Below are 23,187 nucleotides of genomic sequence, written 5' to 3'. Positions count from 1 at the left end.
ACCATTTCCCTTTTTCTAAGTCGGGGTACCAAGACCCTTTTGTGTAAACGCTTAGCATCTATTTATCTGTTTATCAAAATATTAAAAAATCACTATAATACTATTTTGTCCTAAAATAGTCCCGGTTTAGAACTATTCACTCGTTCACCGCTACTGTGTGTATTCTCTTCTTTATTTAGTTCTTTGATCGCTGCTAACGTAAGTTGCCCCATCAGAACTTGATTATTATTCACGAACCCTTCCCCATACTTATCATCCTTTTTAAACTTGTCGCATATATTACTATATACAACAAGTACGTTAGTAATTGCTTTTTCTGCATTCTCATGCCATGTAGATAACATTGTCATGCCATCTAAGATACTTTTGTTTTCCATGTTGTTTCTATATTAAATTTATACATAAAAAATCAATCTATATCATCCCCTTCTTTATTCCACTTTCCTCCGTATCTCATCGTCATCATGCAGGCTTGTCCTTTAAATCAACCCCTGCTTTTGCCTTCCAATACCCAATCGTCTCTATCAAACTTTCATTTTTCTTTTCAAGCTCACGAATCTTACATTTAAGATCTATTAACTCTTTCTGAGAATCCGATTTATCAATTGAAGAGGTTTTATTGAACATTTCACCTTCCCCCGTCACAATCCATGATATATTCACATCTGGAAATTCGATGAAAATATTCCTCAACACATCGGTCTGTATTTCTTTCCTTATATTAGACAAATAAGTACGATCCTTGCCTATTCTTTCCGAGAATTGGCTTGCATTAAGCCCTAATTCTTTAGAAAGAATGTATAGTCTATCTTTTATTTCGCTTCCATTATCCATAAAAATGAACGATTGATGAATATTTACATCAAATTATTTTGAATTGATATAAATATTCATCACATTTGCACCTGTATTAAACATTCAACATTTCAAAGATAACAAAAGCAGATTTATTAATCAATAGGGTAAACACCCTATAAACACATGAAGTATGAGAAAGATAAAGATTTGGCTTAATTGGTTTAGTGCGAAAGATGCACGGAAATTAGTAGAGAACTACAGTCGTTTGAAACCAGCGCTTAAAGAAATAGCAAAAGGGGCAAAACAAGGAGGAGAAACGTGTTTTGTATATGCTCTCACTTCAGAGGACATAGACAAACTAATTAGGTTAGGATATAGTGTTGAACTACGCTTGACCCAAACAATAAACGGTGTAACATTGAAAAAATATTTAATCAAGTGGTAATATGGCAGCATTGAATTTGAATTACTCATTTTTGAAAGGAACGCGAAAGGTTAAGTATGAAGACTACATGCTTTTGCAGGAAGATTTGATGAAAGCCTTGGGTACAAAGACCAAGCAACATTACTATCAAAAGCGTAAACGCATCACCAATATTCCTGTACAGGAAAAAGAGGCTGTTGAGAAGGTTTTCGCAAAATATGAAATAACTGATCCTAACGAGATCTGGGACATAACACCGGCTTGATATGAACAAATATGCAGAACTAACACGACGAGAAAGTCAAATTGCGGAACGTATCGCCTGGGGAGCCTCGATCAAGGAGGTTGCATATGCGCTACAGATCAAGATTAAGACTGTTGACAATGTTATCCAAAGGGTGTATAAGAAAGTAGGTTGCAGCAAAATCAACGAGCTTTCCGCATGGTGGTTCTGCACGAACTTCAATATCTCATTTGACCTTTCTCCAATGGCAAGATCAATAGTGGCCTCTGCTCTATTGTCAATATTCGTCGCTAGCGAATATATATCCAGGAATGATTTCTGTAGATATAGAACTCGCTCTAGGAGATTTAGAATCGAATACGTCAGATTACGCAATAACTAAAATACCATGGCAACATTAGAAGAACAAAAGGAGTACATTCGTACCAATTACAAAAAACTGACCGGTCAATTTATGGCCAAGATGTTAGGCATACGCCCGGAGAAAGTGTATGCTCTGGTAAAAGAATTAGGATTAAAAAAACAACTTCCTCCTCCCGTAATTAAACCGAAGGCTGATATGGGAAAGAATCCAACCTCTATCGTACCAAACGGTAACGATGAAGGAAAGATTCCTCTCCGGATAGATTGTCGAACGGTTATTCTCATCCCCTACACCGCTGATCCTGAGAAGTGTCGTAAAGATTTTCTTCAAAAGATTAATCGTAAACATTCAAGTCAGATAGACTCTCTGTAATAACCTAAAAAATATACTGAATATGATAACATTGGAACAAGCAAAAGAAAAATTAGAGGATCTCAAGAGTGAAATTCGATGCCGTTTAAAATGTGAGCCAGAGGATCTTGAGATTGTACAACATGAATCTGGGTGTATATCTATATATTGGGTTACTAAATATATTGGACTCGACTATATGAATATTCCTTCAGAGTGGATAGTAGTAACTATAGATTGGCAAGAAAAAAGGGCATCAATGTTTGCTGATCCATCAGATTTCATGGTATACACTACATAACTAAAGAAATATGAAACGACTGAATAAAAAGACCTACAAGGCAATCAAGCAAGCAAAGGCAGTGATTACCATCACGCAACATGGGGATGTGGTTAAATTGAATGTGGATTTTTTACCTCCCGCAAAAAACAAATCTCCCAAGCTATTCCAATATCTGGCCATCAAGATGTGTAATCATGCCATGGAAATTTTAGGAGGAAAGAAAAAAGATGAATGACAAGAACTATTTAGCGATGGCTGTAGCCACCGCCAAAAGAAAAAAGTTGGCGCATACTACTCCGCAGGAGTACGCTTTACCGATTTGGATGATGTTCATAGCGGCAGATATCCTAGAGAACTCCGCTATGGAAATCCAAGGGCTATTAATGCAGGACGAGCAATTTATCCAATCCGATAAGATGCACATAAAAGCCATAATCAATCATGCCGGCAAATTCGTTCGTGATGTTGATCGGACATGTGAATACCAGTTCGCTTGCAAATTTGCGGACTATACAGAAGAATGTTCCACTTTACTTCGCAGCTACATGCAAAATAAGTTAGCCAAGATGGACAACATATGGGCACAGAGGAAGGAGGAATGATCATGTATATCGAAACGGATTCAAACGGCAAGATCATCATTCAGGATATCTCACAGGAAGAAGCTATCATCCTAGATGATTGCTTATATACTTACTTGGCGACGAAGCCTATCGATCAAAGATCAAGTGTCGATAGGATCGTAATGGACATGAAAAGACAATTAGAAAAGAATATACAATGAAAGCTAGAATCGTATATGAAGTAGAATGCCCTCCCGTTAATTGCGATCGGGAGGATTTTTTGAAATGGTTGGAACTAAACCTATATGTTCCGGGAGCGTGCGTCACCTCCGATAATCCTCTTTTTGGAGAACCATTGGATTTTGACACTGCAGATTTTGACAATATTGAGGTAATCGATGGATAGTTACGCCCGGTATCGAATGACAGATTGGAACTGGATCGCCATCTATAAAGAGAAAATGGGAGTAGATCAATTCCGGGAGTATGTGAACGGCGTATATAATGAACTTCTAAATATGAAAGTAGATTGTTCATTCTCTCTCGAGGCTACGGTTAAAGAGGAAAACAGAGAACTCTTTATAAAAATAGTCTGTATGTTCATTCAAGAAGGAAACTATGACTATGATTTTAGTCAAGATTATAAATTCATAAGACGACATGAAAAGACAACGCTGGTCAGAAAGCCAAGAAAAAATATTGAAGGAGAATCTGGGGAAGATAACTCTCAAGGAAATAGGGAAGATTCTAGGAAAGACCGAGTTAGCCGTTAAACTATATATCCATAGGAACCATATCGTTTACCGTCCTTCCGTAAAACGGAACCTTGTGCTAGAATTGTTCCGGATTAAATTGGTCAATCCGGAATATTTCAATGTAACAACAACTTTCTTGCATGCGGTAAATATCAACCAAGTACGGTTTTGGAAATTATACCGGGGGGAGGAAAGCCCCACAGATCAAGAGTATTTACGTCTAGCCACAACTCTAGGCGTATCCTTACAAGAGGCCTTCGAAGCCCGACAACTATATTTATTTAACGACAATAAAGAAGATGAAATATGATACCTCAAGACGTGATCGATAATATCATCAACACGGCCAATATAGTAGACGTGATAGGTGATTATGTTAAGCTAAAAAAAGCTGGAGTAAATTACAAGGGAGTTTGCCCATTCCATGGGGACAAGGACGCAAGCCTAGTCGTATCCCCCGCTAAGAATATCTGGAAATGTTTTGGATGTGGTAAAGGCGGGAACGTGATAACCTTCGTAAAAGAGCACGAAGGGATATCTTTCTTCGAGGCGGTAAAGCTAGTCGCCTCGAAATACAACATAACAGTACCCGAACGGGAACTAACCGACGATGAACGGAACAAAGCGAAAGAGCGGGAGGCCCTACAAATCTGCCTCACATTCGCCCAAGAAACGTTTACGGCTTTCCTCAAGAAGAAAGAGGCCGCTGAATATCTGGAAACACGAGGAATCACCCCGAATATCCTGTCTAAATATGGAGCGGGGTACTCTTCATCCATGTTTACCGCATTGACCGAGTTAGGCTCTCAAAAAGGTTATGACATGGCGACTATGGAGAAGGCCGGTTTGATTACAAGGAAAGAGGACGGAAAGATCTTCGATCGATTTGTAAATAGGATCACATTCCCGTTTTATTCCTTATCAGGACTAGTGATCGGTTTCACGGGCCGTTCCTTGGAAAAGGATACCCAATGTAAATATCTAAACTCTCCGGAGACTCCCCTTTTTCATAAGGGAAAGACGTTATTCGGTATATACCAAGCTCGTCAAGAGATATCGAAATCCGATAAATGCTATTTGGTGGAAGGTCAATTTGACGTACTCTCTTTCGTTCAATCCGGTTATCCCAATACGGTCTGCGGTAGCGGTACCGCCCTTACACTAGATCAAGTCCGGATCATCAAGAAATTTACCCGAAACATCACTGCCGTTTATGATGGAGACGCAGCCGGCATGAAAGCCTCCGTCCGGAACATGGATATCATGCTGGCCGAGGGCATGAACGTCCGTGCCGTTCTTCTTCCGGAAGGAGAAGATCCGGACAGTTTCGCCCGCAAGATGGGGACTGAGAAACTAGCCAAATTCTTGAAAAAGCAGGAGACCGACTTCATCTCCTTTATTTATAAAGCATTCGAAAGCGAGATGGACGATCCGATCCGGAAAACAGAGGTTCTCCGGATTATCGCCCAAAGTATTTCCGTCGTGCCAGATAAATTACAAAGGCAAGCGTATATCGTATCCCTCGCCGAACGATTTAACGCAGACGGGGAATTGATAACAAATCTAGTTGCCGAGCTACAAGCCGTAGGTAAGAAAAACGTGCCAGCCCAATCTACTCAACCGGGATTGACCGGCGTGGAAGAAGCGGAGGAACTTGTAAAAACCGGGAGCAAACAAGTCACCCTTACTTGGTCTGTCAATCGTTTCTCCGAGGGATGGGGAGTTTGTCCGGTCATCCTTATAACAGGTATCCCGGGTGTGTCCGAGGTACAAGAGCTTCGCCGGCTATCTCCCATCATCCGTTGCAGGGATAAATTCGAGGTAAAAGAAAACATGATCGAACCGGAAGAGCTCTCATTTCTACGTTCCTTGACAAGAACCGGCTTCACGGTCTCCATGAGCAAATATAAAAGAGAGCGGGAAAGTTATGTAGACGAGAAAGGTGAAGAACGTTATAAACTCGTAGACACAGAGAAAGAGATTGGATTCAATGAATACTATATCGGATTATACAGTACATTCCGGGAATCTCCCGAGAATATAAAGAAAATAGCCTTAGAAAGATGCTCTGAAGTGATATCCTATGCGGATGCTACCACCCGGGCTTTCCAAACTACAGATTATGCACGAATGTTAGGAGTAACAAAAACAGCTCTTGAGCACGTTCTAAAACCTTATCTTGAAATTCGAAAATCTGAGGTTAAGTTTAATAACGACGCATTGCAAATAGATGGTACCGCTCTAATCTTCGATCCCAATCGTTTGCCTGATTACGTTGAAAAAGATCCGGAAATAAATCGAATGTGGAAAGCTTATAAATATTTTCCCTTGATAGATTCCTCAGGAAGGAAGGTAGCATATATGTTCTCTAATGGGAAAAATTCATATATAAGAGTAGGAAACTTTTATATGGAACCGCTTATCCACATCTATGATAAAGAAAGCCAGTTCAATAAACGAGTTGTCCAAATAACCTCTCCTTGCTATAATTATCCTATTTACATGGAATGGATTAGTGGAGATATGATCACCCTTCAAACTTTTAAAAAAAGAATATGGGAAGAAGGCTCATTTTTCTTTAGTAACGGAACCCAAAACCATTTAGATTCTATATATGAAAGTATAGCCGCTAGATTTAAAACATGCTTTGAACTCCGTATGTTTGGTTGGTATGATGAAGGATTTTTTGCTTTCAGTAATGCGATCGTACATGAGATAGATGGCAAACAAGAGCTTCAATATATTACTGATCTAGGATTAGTCGAACATAACAAAAAATATTACTATATCCCGGCTTTCTCTAAAATTTACGCATCCGAGCGCCGGGATAGCGATCGCTACTATCTGGATCGCTTTATCAAGTACCGGGAACCCAAAGCGGGATGTTCTATCAATTTCCAAAAGTGGGCCTCACTGATGAACGAGGTATACAAGCTAAACAATAACGGCATGTGGGCGATCATATATTCGATCATGAGTGCCTTCCGTAGCGATATATACAATGTTAGGAGAACCTTTACGGCTTTATTCTTTATCGGTCCGACGGGTTCCGGAAAATCGCAGGTAGGCTACTCCATCCGTTCCTTATCAATACCGCCAGACGCACCCGCATTCAACCTAAACTCCGGAACCCCCGCCGCTTTGTTCTCTTTGCTGGAAAGATATCGAAATATTCCGATCATGCTGGAGGAATATAATGATACTCAAATAAAACCTGAGATCTTCCAAGCCTTGAAAGCCGCCGTATATGACGGCGAAGGCAAGCAGAAACGCAAGGATGCGGTAAGTAAGGAGATCGATAGTAGCCAAGTGAATGCCCCTCTCGTTATCATGGGACAGGAAAGCCCCCAGCAGGATGATAATTCCCTCGCAAATCGATGTATCATTTGCGAGGTTCCGAAACGGGATGATCGATCGGACTTGGAAGAAGAAATCTTCAATGAGTTGAAAGGATACGAGGAATCCGGACTGCATAGCGTCCTCCTTGAGATATTGGCGTGCAGAAATAGCATCTTGCAACATTATAAGAAAGTATACGACGAGGTCTTTAAATCCTTGAAAGACGAAGTACGGGTATCCGTTAAAAACACGGATGGTCTCTCTCGTATACTCGAAACAGTATCTATGTTCGTTTCCGTTTGTCGTATAGTGGAAGAACATACCTCCTTGCAACTACCTTTTACCGCAGAACAGTTCTTCGAAATCGCAATAGCGAAAGTGATCAAACAAGTAGAATCGATTAGTTCCTCAAATAAGATGTTCAACTTCTTCAGTATACTCAACTTCTTGATCGATACAGGAAGCCTAGTTCAAGGTAGAGACTATAAGATCGAGGTACCGGGAAAGGTAACAATTAAGAAACAAGGCCGGGATACGGAAATAAAAACCCTAGAGCCCATAGATACCCGTGTTTTATATCTAAACATGACAAATATCTATCCTATGTATACCCAGCAGCTAAAAGGTGAGGCGTTCTCTCTTCAATCCTTAAATACCTATTTCGAAAGTAACGAGGCCTATATTGGCAAAGTTCGTTCCACTCGTTATCGATGGCAAGAGGTGAAAGAAGTCCCCAAAGGAGACATTCTAGCAAACCCGGCGGGAGAACCCACCATAGATAACAGCATGAAACGTATTATGGTGAACAAAGAGAGTAATACCTCGGCAGTTTGTTTCAATTACGATATTCTCAGAGACTTGCTCGATGTCGATTTCGAAAGAGACGTACAAAACTACGATCAGACTCCGGAGACTGAGCCGGGATTCCGCTTTTAACGACTGATAGTATTTTAAAATCGCATAGAACCGACTTTCTAGGATATAGCTTGGCTATTGGAGGCCATGGACAACAAGCACATCCGGGAAGCCGGTTCTATCTTTATTCATCTATTTCCCCCGGACCCCCTGAAATTAAAAAAAGAAATAAGCAAGTTTTGCGTGTTTTGAAACCCTATAAAGGATAGAAAAAGTGGTCAACAGACCAACAGACCAACAAAAGATGAAACATTTCAAAACAGATATAAGATAAATATATAATAATCAATAATATATATATTAATTAAATAGAAGTAGGCTGTTGTTTCCTGTTGGTCATCGTTTTCTTTTTGTTGGTCACTGTTGGCAATAATTCTAAATTCAGGGAAAAATGAAGCACTGTTGACGGTTGGTAGAGGTGACCAACAAGCTCTGTTTTTTGTTGGTCGCATATTTCTTGGTGTTTTATCAATTATATCATTGAAATATAGTAAATTAGCATCATATTTTATAATTCTTGTTGGTCTGTTGACGTGTTGGCCGCAAAATATAACACATACACATAGGGAAAATAGAGTAAAAAAGCCTATAAGAAGAGAGAAAATCGATATGGTGACAGTAAAGATAAGCATAAAAAAGCATTTGGAGGAGTACATGCGTGGAAAATTCAATGATTGCCGGGAAGGAGTGATAACCCTTCCGGACAAGACAGATTTGTATCATACCCTGTTTGATCTGACATCCAAGCGCCCGGCCTCCTGCCCTTTGGAGCAAGGAACGCTGGAAATAGCTTTGCCGGACAGACGATGTGGAAAAGATCCGGCTTACTACAACTATCTTAGCGAACGCTCGCAGCGAATCCTTGAGCGACGGATAGAGTTGATGTTCTGGGCCGAGCTGCACGAATGGATAGATTATAACAAGCATATGTATGGGATACAGTATATCGAAAGTATTTTTTCCTTTATGCGCAAATTCGATATCAACGGGATCAGCGAGGACGCTCTAAAAAAGAACTACTATCGCTGGAGGGACCGAACTAGGAAGCAAAAAGAGAAACGTTCGTACAATAAAAGTTAAATACGAGTGTTTTTCACTCCGACCAAGCGTATCGATTTGTCCCTTTTGGGAGGAATAAAATTCCAAGTGTATCCATTACGATCAGATATTATTGATAAACAAATAAAAACTAAGGTTATGGCAGACAATATGGGAGGCATCTCCGATGCGTGGTTCGCTTTCTCGAGGCAAATAGCGAGCGTGTCTCAAGAGGCAGACAAAGTAAAAGTTGGACTCAAGTCCGGAGACTGGATCAACCTTCACCCGGGAAGATATGGAACCTCTATCAAGGTTGAGCCACAAGAAAGTGAATCAGGCACTCTATATAATGTATCTGGTTCCTTGCAAATACCCCGTCAATATATGACCGGCGATCTATGGCAAAAATGCGAACGATTGAACCACCTCACGGCGATCTTTAAGTATAAACACTTTAGTGGGGATACATTCGTGGTCGGATCGGATCGTTTTCCCCTAAAATGCAAATTCGAGGTGTTGCACCCCAGCGATCCTAGCGGTTTCTCGGGATACAAAATCTCGTTATCCGGAAAGCAATTGGTTCCGCAACTTCAACTGATCGATTGACCGAAGTCCTTTACCATACATATATATAAGTATATCCTTGCCATCAAAAAGGAAGATATGCTTTATCTACACAACATTCTGGGGGGAGTATGGTTCGTCGAGGAAAACTTCGCGGCGAATTATTTCCCCCTTATCGCATCTTTTCTTACCAAGCCGGAAGCGATGTTCGGGAAACCCCGGAACGCTTCTTCCGAACAAGAGCCGACCGAGGATAACGCCTTGCTTTTCGCCTCCCTAAAAAATGGCGCATACCAGATCAGCGAGTATGGAGGATGGTCTCCACCCGAGGACGCACCCAAAAACTCCGTAGCCATAATGAACATCAACGGGGCGATCACGAAATACGACCAAGAATGCGGTCCATCCGGAATGCTTACCAAGGCGAATCTCCTAAACCGATGCTACAACGAGAATAATATCAAGGCGATCGTCTTGAATATCGATTCCGGCGGAGGCGAGGGAATGGGATGCCGGATCATGCAGGAAGCGATTAACAGCCGAAACAAACCTGTCGTAGCTTTCTGCAATGATTTCGTAGCGTCCGCCGCCTATGGCATCGCCTCCTGTTGCGACAAGATCGTAGCGAACTCCAACATCTGCCGGATCGGAAGCGTGGGTACCTATATGACGATCGTTGATACCAGCGAATATTATGCCAAGATGGGAATCAAGTTGATCGATATCTATGCCTCCAAATCCACGGACAAGAACCAAGAATTTCACAAGGCTCTGCAGGGAGATACGGAACCGCTAAAAAAAGTATGCGATACGTATAACGAGAATTTCATCTCCAGCATCGCTAACGCCCGGGTAGGCGTGATCAATGAGGATCAAGGTAAATGGGCCACCGGTAAGATGTTTTTCGCTCCGGAGGCCATGGACATCGGTATGATCGATGAGATAGATACTTTCGAGAATGTTCTTAATTATTTTAATACATAGTGATTTATGAAGTGGTTGAAAGATGATTCGTACAATGCGATGAAACAAGCGGCCGACAACTGGGACAAGCTTCTGAATAAGGTACTGGGTGATAACCCGGACATGAAAGCGGAAGACGTAACAGTGGATCAGCTGCTCGATTCGATCGAGAGCACCGGTAATACCTCCGACTTACAGGAGCAATTATCGACCGCCCAAGAAGAGTTGAAAGAGAAAGACACACTGATTGAGCAACTTCAATCAGACGTGGCAGAGCTAAAGGGAACACCGGCAGGCAAAAAGCCGGAAGCAAAAGTAAAGCAAGAGCCGACCGCCGAGACCGGAGATATCAAGGATTTCGCCGATAAGCATGAGGATGATACCCTCGCTATCATGGCCGAGGCTGAGAAAACAGGATTTTTTAAACACTAAGAACAATGGCAAAACAAGGCATTTTAGATATTGAGAAACTGAATCGTTACGCGAAGGATTACGATAACGTGTTGCGTACCCTTCCCTATTTCACGTTTCAGGAGTTCGCCGCGGCCATGAAGCTCAACGTGATCGAGATCGAGAATGAGGACGTGATCGTGAACGCTCGCCGCAAAGCCGGACACACCGGCCCATATAAAGCCGGGGCCGAGATTAAGTATCCCGATGAGATCGGTAAATTGGTAGAGATGTCCATCAAACCGGAACTTACCGTTTCTCGTTTGAAGGATAACATCTTAAATTATACGGAAAAACGTATTCTCTCCAACGCCGGAGAGAAGGTGGACCATACGGTAAAGAAACACCCCATGGAGAAATTCGTGGTGGATAATCACATCATCAGCCATTCGGAGGATATCACTTTCTCCGCTTTCTTCGCCGAGAGAAACGACAATGTGTATAGCCCGATGAGTTCTTTCACCGGATTTTTCCCTTGGATCGATCATTTCAAGACAACGAAGGATATCACCATGGCGAATCGTAACCTAGTACGTACCGGTACGTTTGGCGGTGGTGACGGTGTAGATGATTACGATCGTCTGGTCAACTTCTTACGTGCGGCACATCCTTTCTTACGCCGTAAAGCGATCCTGTATTATGCCAACGAGATCGAGTTGATCTGTAAGGAGGCTTACCGGCAAAAGACAAAAGCGTTCGCCCGCCCATCCACCGAGGAGTTTTGGAAGGCGGTCAAGGACGACGCCAAGTTCCCGGGACTGGAACCTGTCACCCATGAGGCATACGGAACAGGACAGGCCTTGATCTTAATCCGTCCCGGAATGCTGGATTTTGGCGTGAATACGAAGAAGGCGACCCGGTTCGTCCAGATCCGCGATATCTTCGAGGACCCGAACGAGGTTCAGTTCTGGCTACAAGCCGGGTACGGTACCCGCTTTCAGGATATCCATCCGAAGGTATTCCAGATTAACGAGTTCACCAATGAGGGCGTTGATTTAGCGGGCGACTACGTAACCGGTGCCGCCCTGACCGTCACGATCGAGAGCGACGAGGCCATAGAAGCCGGTGCCGCTTGGAAGGTGGGCGAGAACGGCGAGTGGATGAGAAGCGGAGCTACCCTTTTAGGCATACCTAAAGGTGAGCAAACCGTATCCTTCAAGGATATCGCCGGTTATACCAAGCCGGCAGACGTGAAAGTCACGGTAGCCGATGGAGAGGACTTCACCGCTTCCGGTACTTATACCAAATCGTAAAACCAGTAAATAAATAAAACGATGAAAGATTTCAGAAAAGTTTTGTCCGTATTGTTTCTGCTAGCGGTGCTATCCGTCCTCTTCATGGGGGCGGACGTTCCGGCGGATTATGTGATGTGCGCCTCGTTTGGCCCTGTTTTATGGCCAGCCGGAGCGGACAATATGGGGGGTTATAAAGGTCGTATCGCCTTTATTCCGGAAACCTCAGTCTCTGTCGTCCCCACGCTCCCCAAAGAGGCCAAGGCCACAGCCGATTTCGTGACGGCGACAGGAGCTTTTACCTTTTTAGAGTCGGGAGGTAAACCGACACCTATTTACGCGACACGGGCAACCGTAGGATACAAAGCGGAGTCTCAAGGCGAGACAGATTGTAAAAGTTACAAGATCAGCGGCGAGTTCTTCCACCCCGGCAAGAAAGTGGAAGCCGCCGCTTTCGCCCGGCAGATCTGCAATACGCCCGGCTATTTGATCATCGAGGACAACGAGAGCCAGCAGCTTATCGGACAGCCCGGCTATCCTTGTACGGTTACCGCCTCTTTCGACGGCGGCAAGGCGGCGGCCGACAAAAGAGGTTGGTCCTTCACTTTCGAGGCCGATAGCCCCGCCCCTATGATTATCATGGGAACGCCTATCGATATAGACGCATTATTCACCGGGGTAGCTCCTACTCCACCGGAAGGAGGTTCTTAAATGATAACATTACAAAACTGGTTAGCGGACCGTAAGCGTAAATACGCGGACGGTCTAGCGCTTTTTCAAGCTCTAGCTCCGGAGGAGATGAGAAAGAAGTATATCGCTTTCTTTAGCGAGGTAAAGGAGGTTCCGCAGTTCGATTCCCATTTCACCGTATTGGTGAATAAGTTGACAACCGTAGCGCGCCTATCGTCGGCCCAACCCCAGATAACAATCTCCGAACGGGGTTCGATACTCTTGAAAACAGCGGTCGCGGCAACAAAGGCGATCGAGAAAACAGCGGATCAGCTAAAAGGCGATAAAGTCTTAAAAGAAATCCTCGTGAAAGAATCCGAGCTATTCAAGCTACAAGACAAGATCACCGAGCTGGAGGAAGACAATGACGATAAATCCGGAGAGATCGATCAATTGCAAGCCGAGCTGGAGGAAGCGCAGGAAGAGTTGCAAGAACTGCAAGATCAATTCGCCCTGTTACGGCCCGGAGCGAAGATCGCCACGTACTCCTCCCTTCCGGATAACATCCGTACGATCTTCGACGAGGTCCGCCAGATCACCCCCTTGTACGCCGCCTTATTCACGGAGATGCAGAACGAGGCCCTTACTCCGGAGCAACGCAAGCCGATCGCCGATCAGGTGCATGAGCTTTGGAGCCGCCGTGCCAAGCTATGGGACCAGATCGACGCTTGGGCCGAGGGTAAGCAGATCCAGTTAAAAACCGAGGTTCAAAAAACCGAGGAGCTCCCGGCCGATCAATTGCTGAAAGGTATGCAGATCGCCAACCGGATCGAACGACTGAGGGAGAATATCCGGCGCACGGAAACCTCTATCGCCCAACATGAGAAAAACGGGAAGCTTAACCTCCGGCAAAAAGCAGAGCAACGCTTGGCTTATTACAAACGTGAGCTGGCGGAACTGGATAACTTGAAATAAATCTTGCTTCCATAATGAAGGGGAATAGACAATCCATAAGGTATTGGCTGTTCCCCTTTATCATAACCTATTTAGAAAGAATGAACAAGGAACTAACATCATACGACAAGATAGCCACGGTACTTTTCAAAGGGCATGAAGAAGCGGCAAGCCTTCTCTCCTGCCGGGAGCTTATGCAAAAAGATCGCTGGATGTTATGTGTTTCCAAGTTATTGGAAGACCCCATGACAGCCGACAAAGACCTGATCGCTTTCCTGATGGCCGGTTGCGACGGTAGTTGTGAGCCCGTATCACAAGCCACCGCTTACCGGGATCTGGCCGCTATCCGGAGGCTCGTAGGAAATGTACAGTTAGCCGGCAAGAACTGGTATCGTTACATGGTGATCGAGGCCGCCAAGGAAGGTATCCGCATCGCCCGGGAAGCCAAAGACCCCAAAGGTATCGCCGCCAATGCGGACAAGATCGGTAAATACACCCGCTCCGATAAAGAAGACGATGACATTGATCGAAGCGCTTGGGAACCACCCTGCTTTGAGCCATCCGATGATGTCACGTTAATGGGAGATGATTTCAAGCCTATCCCTAATCTTGAAGAAGAAAGGAAATCATTCCGGGCATTGTTCAAGCAAGATCATGATATCGTAGATATTGAACCCATTACAGACGACTATGGCACTGATGACTGAACCTTTCACCCGTAAAGCGAAAGAGGCGCAACGCAAGTTTTTCAATAAGATGCAACGCATGGGAATGGCGATCGCCGCCCACGACGAGTATTGGGTGTGTAGCCGTGGTACCGGTAAATCCGAGGGTTTGGACGCACGCTTCATCATCCGGAATGTTTGGTCTATGCCGGGTTCTACCGGGGCTTTAATCTCTCCATCCTATGCCAAGGCTTGGGGTAATACGCTACCGGCGATTATTCACGCTCTCGCCGAATGGGGCTATATCGAGGGCATTCATTTCTTTGTTGGCCGCAAGGCACCCCTGTCCGCCAACTTCGGAAAGCCCAAGCGCCCGCCGCTTCAGACCGCATGGGGCAATTGCATTCATTTCTGGAATGGCACCGTATTGGTCGTACTCTCCTTCAGTCAAGGGATGTCAGCGAACTCCATGTCCTTAGATTGGGTAATCGGTCCGGAGGCGAAATTCCTAGACTACGATAAGATAAAATCCGAGGTTGATCCCGCCAATCGGGGAAATTTGCAAGATTTCAACCAATGCCCTTGGCATCATTCCGTTCTCTATTCCACGGATATGCCAACCTTAAAAGCCGGACGTTGGATATTGGATAAGATCAACGACATGAATCCGGTTCATATCAACTTGATCCGGAACCTATACCGGGAAATGAAATTAACCGAGCGCCTTCCGGAACAAACATCATACACCCAACGCAAATACAAAGAATTACGCCATGACTTAATGTTGGCCCGTAAGTATCAAGCACCTGTCAAACCTATGCGTGGCAAGACCCGGGAGTACACGGTATATTACGGAGAGTATGATATTTTCGATAACATGGAAGTCGTAGGCAAGGATTACATTTGGCAAATGTACCGCAACGTCCCTTCCCTTATATGGCGTACCGCGTTCATGAACGAACGCCTGTTCCGTGTCGCTAATGGCTTCTATTCGGCCTTGAACGATTACCATTTCTATACCCCCGGCGATACTCGCTACATGGGTAGCATGGGAGCGGATTGGAACCAGCTGCAACTGGCCGGATGCCTAGCCGATGGGGATCTGGATATGGACGCTCCCTTGCTAATCGGTTTCGATAGTAACTCCGCTATCAATACCGCATGTATCGGACAGGTACAAGGCCATCAATTACGTACCCTAAAGAGCTTCTTTGTCAAGACCCCCGATAAGCTGGATGAATTGGCTCGTCAGGTTTGCGAATACTACAAATACAAGCTCAAACGTGATATCATCTTCTTTTATGACCAGACCTTCACGTGGACTACCGGCAATAACTCCGAGTCCTATCAAGATACCATCATCCGGATCTTCAAGGAATATGGTTGGGATATCACCGATATCTATATCGGACAGGTAAGCCGCCACGACTGGAGGCACGAGCAAATAGACCGGGCCTTAAAGCATGATCCGACGCTCCTTTATCCTGTTTTCAATAAATACAACAACGAGTTCCTCAAACTCGCCATGGAGCAAACAGCGGTGAAAGTAGGCAAGAACGGATTCGAGAAAGACAAATCGCCGGAAGCTACAGAAGACAGCCCCGATAACCCGGATGAGTACAAGACACACATTACCGACGCATGGGACACATTGTTTGTCGGCGCGAATTTCTTTATGCCTGAACTCGCGTACGCGGAATCCGGAATCATCTTCCTTCATTAAAAATCGGTAGACGCATTTCATGCGTGATCTGTCTGAGGGAGGCAGCAGATAAGGTGAAAAATTGAACTTGCGCCCGCATTTTTTTTGTAGGGCGCTGCGGGGCGCTTTCGCACGCTTTGAGAAAAAAACGCTACTTGAGAGGTGCGCAACTATTAAGTATCAACAAATTAACATTTCAACAATGAGAAACCGTTGCGAAATATGCGGGGACAAAAAAAGAGCCTCTGTTATGGAGGCCCTAAATGCGCTGTTATGATTTGTACTTGCCGTGGCGTGAGTAAGCGTTGCCCGGAATGATACCCGGCTTCGGTAATCTCATAAAGTAACGCCTTGTTTAGATTAATCCATCTCTTTAGCTGGATCGAGGCCGAAGCGGGTGCGCTATTCGGGAAATATTGAATGCCTAGCTCCTGCAACCCGTAAGCCCTTATCTTAAAATTCTCATTGTCCATCCTTCTCTATTTATAAATTATCAAATATACTGAATACTAACCTCATAAAAAAAGGACGCACCCTCTTTTCCAAAACGATGCGCCCTTCTCCCTCAAACGATGCGTGCTTTTAGCCTAGATCTCGTCCGGACTCTCGGAGTCGTTTCCTCCCTCGCCTTTTTCCACGCTTACCTTCTCGAATCGCAATACCTTCGCTTGCGAGCGAAGCGCCTTACCCGGAGAGAAGGTGTACTTAGGACGACGAATCTTAGTAGCGTTGAAATCCTTCTCCACCTTCGTCCCCTCACTACCGAACGTGATACGGAAATTACCGAACTCACCCAGCTGTACGATCTTGCCGTCCGACATCTCCAGCTTCATCACGTAGATAAGCGAGTCCAGCACCGCTTTCACGTCTGCGCTGGATACGCAAGAACGCTCGCCAATCATGGAGCAAAGACGCTCCATATCACTAGTACCCGTAGATTTCGCCTGTGCGTAATAAAGCTTATCGCCTTCAGTCGCTCCCTTGTGCATGTCCCGTCGCTGCACTAATTTGTAAGTTGTAGCCATTGTTTGTTGATTGTTTTGAAGTGAATAATAGATAGTTGTGTCGTGATCACGGGGGTAAAGGTGGGATATGGTGATTATAGGATGTTAGGGATTACCTAGCAGTGTAAAGTTATATAAGGATATTACGATTTTTTCTTTGCCATCCCAAAAACTTTCACCATATTTGCGACATGGCAACCAAGAATGAATTAGATAAAAGTAAAGTAAGAAAGGAAACAACCGCCAAGTTCTTTTTTGATATGGCCAAGTTGACTTTTGCGGCTTTGGTGCTAGGGGTAGCAGCCTCATTACTTAACCGAGAGATAGAGGATGAGATACCAAGCATGGCTAATTATCTTTTTGCGATGGGATTCATCGGTACGGTTGCCTTTGCGATGATTGGATATAGAATCTTAAAATAATAAATAATATGCAGATAGCAGTTGTTTTTTTTACCGTTGTAGCTATTGTTGCCGTAGGCATATTAGCGTATACTTATACACCATCCGGAAAACGATGGATAGAGAACATGTGATAAATTCTTTTTGGAATATTCCCCAGCCGGCCCAATAAAAGCCGGCTTTTTCTTTGCCATCCAAAAACTTTCCCCCATTATATGCCCTGTCGGTATCCCCGGCGGGGCTTTTTTATGCCCGAAATGTTAAATATTTGCGATTAAAATGTTAAATATTTATTTAAACATTTGATAATCAGAATATTATATTTTACTTTGCACAATATTTAATATTTATTACCAATCATAAACAGTTTAAAAATATGGAAACAGAATTAAACACAAAGAAAAACAGACTTCATGATGAAGCTTATTGGGCACAAGTTACGGAAGAACTTGAAAGAGAGGAAGAAGAGGAAATAGAAGTTCTATTGGAGGAAATGATAAATCAGCAATAAGTACAAAAACAAAAGGCGGGGATTTTCCTCCCCGCCAATCATAAACAATTAAAAAGTTAAGGTTATGGCAACAAAGGTATTAAATTTCGAGAACAATCGAATTGCATTCGATATTAATGCAGATGAAAATGTTATGGTAAATGCAACAGAGATGGCAAAGATTTTTGAAAAAGACGTATTTGGCTTTTTGCGTCTTGACAGTACAAAAGCATACATTCAAGCCTACTGTCAGACCGCAGATCTGCGGTCTGAAAATGAATTTTCACCTGAAGGGAAACTAGTAAAAGTCGTAAATGGTGGTCGCAACAATGGTACATGGATGGAACGTAGCGTTGCCCTAAAATTTGCGGCATGGCTAAGTCCTAAGTTTGAAGTGTGGGTGTACAAAACGATTGACGAAATTCTTTTTGGTGAGTACATCCAAGTTAAAGCAAAGCTAAAGGAGGCTGCAAATCGAAAACTTAGAATAGAAAAACTAAAAAATGAACTTTCCACAGACCCGAACGCAGATAAGAGAATACAAGAGCTGTTCCAACTGGAAGAAACAGAGAAGAAAGAAACCAAAAGCCGCTTCTCCCAATTAGGAAAGCGGATCAAAGAATACAAGCAGATGATTATCAAATTTGAGGAAGAAAAGAAATAATCAGGGGAAAGTATTGCAAGTGTGGGGAGAATTCCCCATATTTGCAGTGCTCTATTTCGACCAGGCGGGTAACCGCCGAACATATATGTATCGGCATTTTTTGTGTCCATACTATACGTATATATAATATAGCGGTTTCGTACCCCCTTGATACGGCTTAATGGCCGTAACTGCCTGGTTGGTGTAGAGCAAAGGGACAGGCGAGACCGTTTTTTGTTTTTCCTGCCCCAAACAAACAATGTTAGTTATGCTCAAACAACCGAACATTTGTTTGCCGGGGAATAATAGTACCCTACAATCAACGTCCACCCACGAAACGGGTTTCTTTTCTTGGGCTACCGCCCAAAAGGTCTACAACCTCTTACCTCTTGGTATCGCCTCCTGTGAATCCATTTACGAGGCTAAAATGTACACAATAGCCTTATTAGCCATGCTGTCCCCGGCATTCTTACCGCTGGTCATCGTAGCTTGGTTCGTTTATAACTCAACGAAGAAAGGAGGTCAAAAATGATGAGATTGGAAGATATACGTATATCAAACCGGATGCTGGATGCGATCAGATATTGGCAGGAAAATGATAAAGGTGGGTTAGAAGAAGATGTTAAGGCCATTGATGATGCTATCACTTTCATCGCATGCGAGCATGATGCCCCGGGTGTACTTACTGAAAAAGAATCACTGTCGCTTATCGCGGCTCTAAGTTTTCTGAAAAAAAGATTATGTTTGTTTGAAGGAAAGGAGGAACCGAAATGAAACACCAAGAAGCCCTCCGCCCACTCGACATCGTAATCGACGTAAACAATCAATACAGCAAGCAAGAACAAATACGTGCCGCCATGCGGCTAGAAGAACTACTTCGGCTACTATTGCCAGAAGAATAACACATCAATCAAGCCCCGCCCGGAGAAATCCTCGCGGGGCTTTTTCATGTCCTTTTCCGAAGGTATGATTACGAGCATCTTTGTGAAAAATGTTTGGAGATGATATCACAGGTATTTAGCCCGATCGTGGAGAGGATCTTGATAAAGCTCCAGATGGTATTGAACCATTCTTGGGGCTGGATAATAAGCGGAATGATATTCTTATTGAATTTTATCTCGCCCGTGAAATACGCTTTCGCCGCTATGGGCGTAGCTATTACGGCCGACTTGCTATTCGGGATGTTCTCGGCAAAGAAGCAAGGTAAATTCTTCCTATCACAAAGCGGAAGAGATACCCCCGCCAAGGTGATCGTCTATTTCGGTTTCATGCTCGTGGTATTCGTTACAGAACGGATATTCACTCAAGATAACGCCATAATCACCAAGGCCGGATGTACCCTAGCCTGTGTGTGCGAGCTGTGGAGCATGCTGGGTAGCGCATTGATTATCTGGCCGAACATGATGTTTCCAAAGCTGCTTAAACTACAGCTCAAAGGAGAGATCGAGTCTAAGCTAGGAAAGAATATTAGTAACCAATTAGATAAGGAGGATTGTAAAAATGACAACGACACCAAGGGGAATCCGAAACAACAACCCCGGTAATATCCGGAACTCGGAGCGGAACGACTGGGCCGGAGAAGTATCGAAAGCCGATAAAAAGGACAACGCTTTCGAGGAATTCGAGGATATACCGCATGGGGTACGGGCCATGATGAAGCTCTTACTAAAATACCAGCGATCGTATAACCTACGCTCCATAAAGGAACTGATAGAACGATGGGCCCCCCGCGATGAGAATGACACGGCGGCTTACGTACGATGGGTATGCCGGGAGATGCAAATGCCGGACTGTTGCCGGCTAGACCTGTCGGACAAGGGAACGATGTGCGCCATAGTGGATGCCATGTGCTACATGGAGAACGGCGAGCGTATCCCTATGGAAGACATCGAAGCCGGCTGGGAACTGATGTGAGAGTGGTATTGTTTATGCGAACTCCCTTTTGGATAGCGAATCATGGAATATGGACTTTATAAGAGATTGTGTGTCTTGGCCGGAATGGTGGCTCTTTGCGCTAGCTGCTCCGTGCGTCGTAGCGCTTCTGATCATAGCCATTACAGAGATCAAGAGCGACAGGTATTGGAGAGCTTGGATACCTCTATGGATGTACGGCTTGCCAGTTCCAACACCGTGCGAGATCGGTGGAGAAACATCCGGATCATACGAAGGGAATTCGACCTTGAGCGGCAACCGGACGAAAACGGCCGATACCCGGTCAAGGCGGAAACGACACTCGAAGGCGAGGAACATGAGAACGAGCGAAAAGAAAAAGCGGAAAGCCAAAAGAAAGAGGAGAACGAGAGCGTTTTCGCCCGGTCGGAAGCCAGCCATGAGGAAGAGCGATCCGAAGATACCGAGCTCAACTCCGATGTCGGAAAGAACGCCCTCGGGTGGTGGGCGCTCGGCGTAACGATGGTTCTGGCCTTGGTAATCTTTTTAAGATGGAGATATGGAAAAAAGGATAAAACAAAGTGATGTCTGGGCTGTCATGCAGCAAAAGGATGACCGGGGACGATACAAGATGTTCTCGTTCTCGTACGTGCGGTTGAATGAAAGCCGGGAGGGAAATGGTTCTCCCGGCTCAATCGAGGATTATGAGGTAGCCTACTTCAGCTCGATCCACGCCAAGGGAAGTACGGTAAACATCCGGATTCGGGGCGAACGGTTCCCCCGGAAGTTCATCCGTTGCATGATCATCCGGATTAACGGTAAAAAAATATACGCATAATGGGACGCAAGAACGTATTTCTAATGGGTGACACCGCTTTCCTCCCCGGAGCGAAAGCGGCGGTGGTCATGACCGAGGACGTAGGTTTTCTGGAGGATAAAAAATTCACGGCCACGGTCATTACCCCGGCCAAAGGATCTTCCGTCAAGAAAGAGGTCAGGTTTGTCCCGTTCGGTCACCAAGACAAGTTGCCCGTAAGGATCATGAAAAAGATCGCCGACAACACGATCGTAGGCAGCAATATCGAGTTCAAGGCGAACATGGCCTACGGCGATGGGTTGATGGTCTGCCGGAGGGTGAAGAATCCGGAGACCCAAAAGATCGAGCTGGAGGAACTTACCCCGGAAGAGGCTCCGGAGATATTCCAGTTCATATCGGATAGCAACTACTTACGGGTAATGTCCGAGCTGGCCAACGATCTGGTCGTATTCTCCGACTCTTTCGTCTATCTGGCTTTTGGCAAACGGAAGGCCGGAGAGAGACCGAAGGTAGTCCAGATCTGGCACCGGGAGATGTGCTTTTCCCGGATCAGCGAGCAAGACGAGAAGACGAAACGCATCGAGTATCATGGTTATTCCTCGCAATGGGGAGAGGAATCATTTCCGGACGACGTGATCGTAACGAGATTGCTAGATCGCCGAAGCCCGCTTTACGATCTCAAGGTCCGTACCGGGCTCGTACCCGATCCGGAGACCGGAGAGAAAAAGGACGAGGAAGAGAATGGCTATACGTTAAGCCTCAATATGCCGGTACCGGGGCGTTTTTATTACAACCGCCCTTATTGGTGGTCCATCTTCCTCGATTGGTACGAGTTCAGTTGCGCCATCCCGAAATTCAAGAAGGCGTTGCTGAAAAACCAGATGGTCTTGAAATATCACGTCTCCATCAACATGAAATTTTGGGACAAGCTTTACGACTCGGAAGGTATCCCCAAGGATGACAAGAAGAAACGGAACGAGCGCAAGAACGCTTTCCTACAACAACTGAACGACTTCCTTTCCGGAGAGGAGAACGCCGGCAAGAGCTTCGTATCCCATTTCCGGTATGATCAGATCAATAAATACGAGGAGAGCGATATCATCATCAAGCCCTTGGAATCATTTATCAAGGGCGGTGAGTATATCGAGGACTCGGAGGAAGCGACAAACGTGATCTGTAACACGATGGGCGTACATCCGTCCTTGAAAGGAGCGTCGCCCGGGAAATCGAAGAACATCAACGGTACCGAGGCCCGGGAGTTATTCATTATCGCCCAAGTGCTGTTCAAGCCGCTCCGGGACATGATGGTTCTCCCGCTATACCTAGCCCGGGAGATCAACGGATGGGGAAAAGACATCGAGTTCGTGATACCCAATATCATGCTAACGACACTCGATAAGAACACGGGATCGGAAAAGAGTATCGGTAACGAAAAAGTATAATCATGACACAGCCATTCCTACAAACGATAGATGATTTGAGGCATACCGTCAAGGTAAACGCCTCATTTAAGTTCGAGCTATTGGAGCCTTATCTTCAAGACGCTTTCGATCGATATATCGTCCCCTACCTCGGGGAAGCCTTGGTCGATCGGCTGTATCGAGAGCCGTTAACGGAAGATATCCTTACGATCAAGATACTTGCCAGCCGGACACTGGGACCATTGGCC

At 44.7% G+C, this 23,187-nt stretch carries 36 protein-coding genes and 1 pseudogene; 32 read left to right on the top strand and 5 right to left on the bottom strand.

Translation table 11 applies throughout. From position 1 onward, the window contains the following. Window positions 1-110 precede the first annotated feature (110 nt). Complete coding sequence (locus QVP94_RS09410) at window positions 111-377, bottom strand: hypothetical protein (protein WP_022192475.1); 267 nt, start codon at window positions 375-377, stop codon at window positions 111-113. Window positions 378-462: 85 nt separating this feature from the next. Beyond that, window positions 463-834: a helix-turn-helix domain-containing protein gene (locus QVP94_RS09405; protein WP_022192474.1), complete on the bottom strand. Its 372-nt coding sequence runs from the start codon at window positions 832-834 to the stop codon at window positions 463-465. Window positions 835-988: 154 nt separating this feature from the next. Between QVP94_RS09405 and QVP94_RS09400 the strand changes: the two genes are divergently transcribed. The 11 genes from QVP94_RS09400 (at window position 989) to dnaG (ending at window position 8,057) form a co-directional block, all read left to right on the top strand. Beyond that, the gene (locus tag QVP94_RS09400; protein WP_022192473.1) at window positions 989-1,243 is read left to right on the top strand and encodes a hypothetical protein; all 255 of its coding nucleotides are present in this window, start codon (window positions 989-991) and stop codon (window positions 1,241-1,243) included. A 1-nt stretch (window position 1,244) separates the two neighbouring features. Next, window positions 1,245-1,487: a hypothetical protein gene (locus tag QVP94_RS09395; RefSeq protein WP_022192472.1), complete on the top strand. Its 243-nt coding sequence runs from the start codon at window positions 1,245-1,247 to the stop codon at window positions 1,485-1,487. A 1-nt stretch (window position 1,488) separates the two neighbouring features. Further along, window positions 1,489-1,848, top strand: coding sequence for a response regulator transcription factor (locus tag QVP94_RS09390; protein WP_022192471.1), 360 nt, complete (start codon window positions 1,489-1,491; stop codon window positions 1,846-1,848). A gap of 6 nt (window positions 1,849-1,854) precedes the next feature. Further along, complete coding sequence (locus QVP94_RS09385) at window positions 1,855-2,202, top strand: hypothetical protein (RefSeq protein ID WP_022192470.1); 348 nt, start codon at window positions 1,855-1,857, stop codon at window positions 2,200-2,202. A 22-nt stretch (window positions 2,203-2,224) separates the two neighbouring features. Then, window positions 2,225-2,482 carry a hypothetical protein gene (locus tag QVP94_RS09380; RefSeq protein ID WP_022192469.1) on the top strand — a complete coding sequence of 86 codons (258 nt, stop codon included), beginning with the start codon at window positions 2,225-2,227 and terminating at the stop codon, window positions 2,480-2,482. Between the two features lie 10 nt (window positions 2,483-2,492). Beyond that, window positions 2,493-2,699 carry a hypothetical protein gene (locus QVP94_RS09375; RefSeq protein ID WP_022192468.1) on the top strand — a complete coding sequence of 69 codons (207 nt, stop codon included), beginning with the start codon at window positions 2,493-2,495 and terminating at the stop codon, window positions 2,697-2,699. Beyond that, complete coding sequence (locus QVP94_RS09370; RefSeq protein WP_022192467.1) at window positions 2,692-3,066, top strand: hypothetical protein; 375 nt, start codon at window positions 2,692-2,694, stop codon at window positions 3,064-3,066. The genes QVP94_RS09375 and QVP94_RS09370 overlap by 8 nt, the downstream gene beginning before the upstream one ends. Beyond that, a complete protein-coding gene (locus QVP94_RS09365) occupies window positions 3,042-3,248 on the top strand; it encodes a hypothetical protein (protein WP_229055227.1) in 207 nt (68 codons plus the stop codon). Before QVP94_RS09370 ends, QVP94_RS09365 begins: the two co-directional genes overlap by 25 nt. Further along, entirely contained in the window at window positions 3,245-3,433 is a 189-nt protein-coding gene (locus tag QVP94_RS09360; RefSeq protein ID WP_022192465.1) for a hypothetical protein, read from the top strand. The genes QVP94_RS09365 and QVP94_RS09360 overlap by 4 nt, the downstream gene beginning before the upstream one ends. A gap of 254 nt (window positions 3,434-3,687) precedes the next feature. Next, window positions 3,688-4,092 (top strand): hypothetical protein, encoded by a 405-nt coding sequence (locus tag QVP94_RS09355; protein WP_022192464.1) that lies wholly within the window; start codon window positions 3,688-3,690, stop codon window positions 4,090-4,092. Beyond that, window positions 4,089-8,057: a DNA primase gene (gene dnaG / locus QVP94_RS09350; protein ID WP_022192463.1), complete on the top strand. Its 3,969-nt coding sequence runs from the start codon at window positions 4,089-4,091 to the stop codon at window positions 8,055-8,057. Before QVP94_RS09355 ends, dnaG begins: the two co-directional genes overlap by 4 nt. Before the next feature lie 233 nt (window positions 8,058-8,290). Here dnaG and QVP94_RS09345 read toward each other — a convergent pair whose 3' ends face one another. Continuing rightward, window positions 8,291-8,488 carry a hypothetical protein gene (locus tag QVP94_RS09345; protein WP_022192462.1) on the bottom strand — a complete coding sequence of 66 codons (198 nt, stop codon included), beginning with the start codon at window positions 8,486-8,488 and terminating at the stop codon, window positions 8,291-8,293. 157 nt (window positions 8,489-8,645) lie between these two features. Here QVP94_RS09345 and QVP94_RS09340 point away from each other — a divergent pair, with 157 nt between their 5' ends. The 9 genes from QVP94_RS09340 (at window position 8,646) to QVP94_RS09300 (ending at window position 16,294) form a co-directional block, all read left to right on the top strand. Continuing rightward, a complete protein-coding gene (locus tag QVP94_RS09340) occupies window positions 8,646-9,116 on the top strand; it encodes a hypothetical protein (protein WP_009018461.1) in 471 nt (156 codons plus the stop codon). 117 nt (window positions 9,117-9,233) lie between these two features. Continuing rightward, a complete protein-coding gene (locus QVP94_RS09335; protein WP_022192461.1) occupies window positions 9,234-9,680 on the top strand; it encodes a hypothetical protein in 447 nt (148 codons plus the stop codon). A gap of 57 nt (window positions 9,681-9,737) precedes the next feature. Beyond that, window positions 9,738-10,622: a S49 family peptidase gene (locus QVP94_RS09330; protein WP_022192460.1), complete on the top strand. Its 885-nt coding sequence runs from the start codon at window positions 9,738-9,740 to the stop codon at window positions 10,620-10,622. A gap of 6 nt (window positions 10,623-10,628) precedes the next feature. After that, window positions 10,629-11,033 (top strand): hypothetical protein, encoded by a 405-nt coding sequence (locus QVP94_RS09325; RefSeq protein ID WP_022192459.1) that lies wholly within the window; start codon window positions 10,629-10,631, stop codon window positions 11,031-11,033. A 5-nt stretch (window positions 11,034-11,038) separates the two neighbouring features. Further along, the gene (locus QVP94_RS09320) at window positions 11,039-12,304 is read left to right on the top strand and encodes a hypothetical protein (protein ID WP_009018465.1); all 1,266 of its coding nucleotides are present in this window, start codon (window positions 11,039-11,041) and stop codon (window positions 12,302-12,304) included. Window positions 12,305-12,325: 21 nt separating this feature from the next. Then, entirely contained in the window at window positions 12,326-12,994 is a 669-nt protein-coding gene (locus QVP94_RS09315) for a hypothetical protein (protein ID WP_009018466.1), read from the top strand. After that, complete coding sequence (locus tag QVP94_RS09310; protein ID WP_022192458.1) at window positions 12,995-13,927, top strand: hypothetical protein; 933 nt, start codon at window positions 12,995-12,997, stop codon at window positions 13,925-13,927. A gap of 80 nt (window positions 13,928-14,007) precedes the next feature. Next, window positions 14,008-14,613 carry a hypothetical protein gene (locus tag QVP94_RS09305; RefSeq protein ID WP_048928121.1) on the top strand — a complete coding sequence of 202 codons (606 nt, stop codon included), beginning with the start codon at window positions 14,008-14,010 and terminating at the stop codon, window positions 14,611-14,613. Then, a complete protein-coding gene (locus QVP94_RS09300; RefSeq protein ID WP_022192456.1) occupies window positions 14,597-16,294 on the top strand; it encodes a hypothetical protein in 1,698 nt (565 codons plus the stop codon). The genes QVP94_RS09305 and QVP94_RS09300 overlap by 17 nt, the downstream gene beginning before the upstream one ends. A gap of 227 nt (window positions 16,295-16,521) precedes the next feature. Here QVP94_RS09300 and QVP94_RS09295 read toward each other — a convergent pair whose 3' ends face one another. Both QVP94_RS09295 and QVP94_RS09290 read right to left on the bottom strand, forming a co-directional pair. Next, window positions 16,522-16,746 carry a DUF4248 domain-containing protein gene (locus tag QVP94_RS09295; RefSeq protein WP_009018470.1) on the bottom strand — a complete coding sequence of 75 codons (225 nt, stop codon included), beginning with the start codon at window positions 16,744-16,746 and terminating at the stop codon, window positions 16,522-16,524. Window positions 16,747-16,860: 114 nt separating this feature from the next. Next, a complete protein-coding gene (locus QVP94_RS09290) occupies window positions 16,861-17,298 on the bottom strand; it encodes an HU family DNA-binding protein (RefSeq protein WP_022192455.1) in 438 nt (145 codons plus the stop codon). Between the two features lie 170 nt (window positions 17,299-17,468). Here QVP94_RS09290 and QVP94_RS09285 point away from each other — a divergent pair, with 170 nt between their 5' ends. The 12 genes and pseudogenes from QVP94_RS09285 to QVP94_RS09230 form a co-directional block, all read left to right on the top strand. Beyond that, window positions 17,469-17,699, top strand: coding sequence for a DUF6722 family protein (locus QVP94_RS09285; protein WP_022192454.1), 231 nt, complete (start codon window positions 17,469-17,471; stop codon window positions 17,697-17,699). A 355-nt stretch (window positions 17,700-18,054) separates the two neighbouring features. Then, complete coding sequence (locus QVP94_RS09280) at window positions 18,055-18,189, top strand: hypothetical protein (protein WP_022192452.1); 135 nt, start codon at window positions 18,055-18,057, stop codon at window positions 18,187-18,189. A gap of 64 nt (window positions 18,190-18,253) precedes the next feature. After that, window positions 18,254-18,832, top strand: coding sequence for a KilA-N domain-containing protein (locus QVP94_RS09275; RefSeq protein ID WP_022192451.1), 579 nt, complete (start codon window positions 18,254-18,256; stop codon window positions 18,830-18,832). A 247-nt stretch (window positions 18,833-19,079) separates the two neighbouring features. After that, window positions 19,080-19,343, top strand: a complete 264-nt coding sequence (locus QVP94_RS09270; RefSeq protein ID WP_022192450.1) for a hypothetical protein — start codon at window positions 19,080-19,082, stop codon at window positions 19,341-19,343. Next, complete coding sequence (locus QVP94_RS09265) at window positions 19,340-19,585, top strand: hypothetical protein (RefSeq protein ID WP_009018476.1); 246 nt, start codon at window positions 19,340-19,342, stop codon at window positions 19,583-19,585. Before QVP94_RS09270 ends, QVP94_RS09265 begins: the two co-directional genes overlap by 4 nt. Beyond that, window positions 19,582-19,713 carry a hypothetical protein gene (locus tag QVP94_RS09260; protein WP_022192448.1) on the top strand — a complete coding sequence of 44 codons (132 nt, stop codon included), beginning with the start codon at window positions 19,582-19,584 and terminating at the stop codon, window positions 19,711-19,713. Before QVP94_RS09265 ends, QVP94_RS09260 begins: the two co-directional genes overlap by 4 nt. A 99-nt stretch (window positions 19,714-19,812) precedes the next feature. After that, the gene (locus QVP94_RS09255) at window positions 19,813-20,355 is read left to right on the top strand and encodes a phage holin family protein (RefSeq protein ID WP_009018478.1); all 543 of its coding nucleotides are present in this window, start codon (window positions 19,813-19,815) and stop codon (window positions 20,353-20,355) included. Beyond that, window positions 20,312-20,725 (top strand): hypothetical protein, encoded by a 414-nt coding sequence (locus QVP94_RS09250; protein ID WP_022192447.1) that lies wholly within the window; start codon window positions 20,312-20,314, stop codon window positions 20,723-20,725. The genes QVP94_RS09255 and QVP94_RS09250 overlap by 44 nt, the downstream gene beginning before the upstream one ends. 42 nt (window positions 20,726-20,767) lie before the next feature. Continuing rightward, entirely contained in the window at window positions 20,768-21,286 is a 519-nt protein-coding gene (locus QVP94_RS09245) for a hypothetical protein (protein ID WP_022192446.1), read from the top strand. After that, the gene (locus QVP94_RS09240) at window positions 21,261-21,539 is read left to right on the top strand and encodes a hypothetical protein (protein WP_009018481.1); all 279 of its coding nucleotides are present in this window, start codon (window positions 21,261-21,263) and stop codon (window positions 21,537-21,539) included. The genes QVP94_RS09245 and QVP94_RS09240 overlap by 26 nt, the downstream gene beginning before the upstream one ends. Continuing rightward, the gene (locus tag QVP94_RS09235; protein WP_022192445.1) at window positions 21,539-22,960 is read left to right on the top strand and encodes a hypothetical protein; all 1,422 of its coding nucleotides are present in this window, start codon (window positions 21,539-21,541) and stop codon (window positions 22,958-22,960) included. Before QVP94_RS09240 ends, QVP94_RS09235 begins: the two co-directional genes overlap by 1 nt. A 2-nt stretch (window positions 22,961-22,962) precedes the next feature. Continuing rightward, window positions 22,963-23,187: pseudogene (locus tag QVP94_RS09230) on the top strand (DUF6712 family protein); the annotation flags it as partial.

The sequence above is a fragment of the Parabacteroides sp. CAG:2 genome (genome assembly GCF_000436315.1).
Lineage (GTDB): Bacteria > Bacteroidota > Bacteroidia > Bacteroidales > Tannerellaceae > Parabacteroides > Parabacteroides distasonis.
The sequence above is the reverse complement of the archived record's forward strand: the minus strand, read 5'-3'. Positions and strand labels throughout refer to the sequence as shown.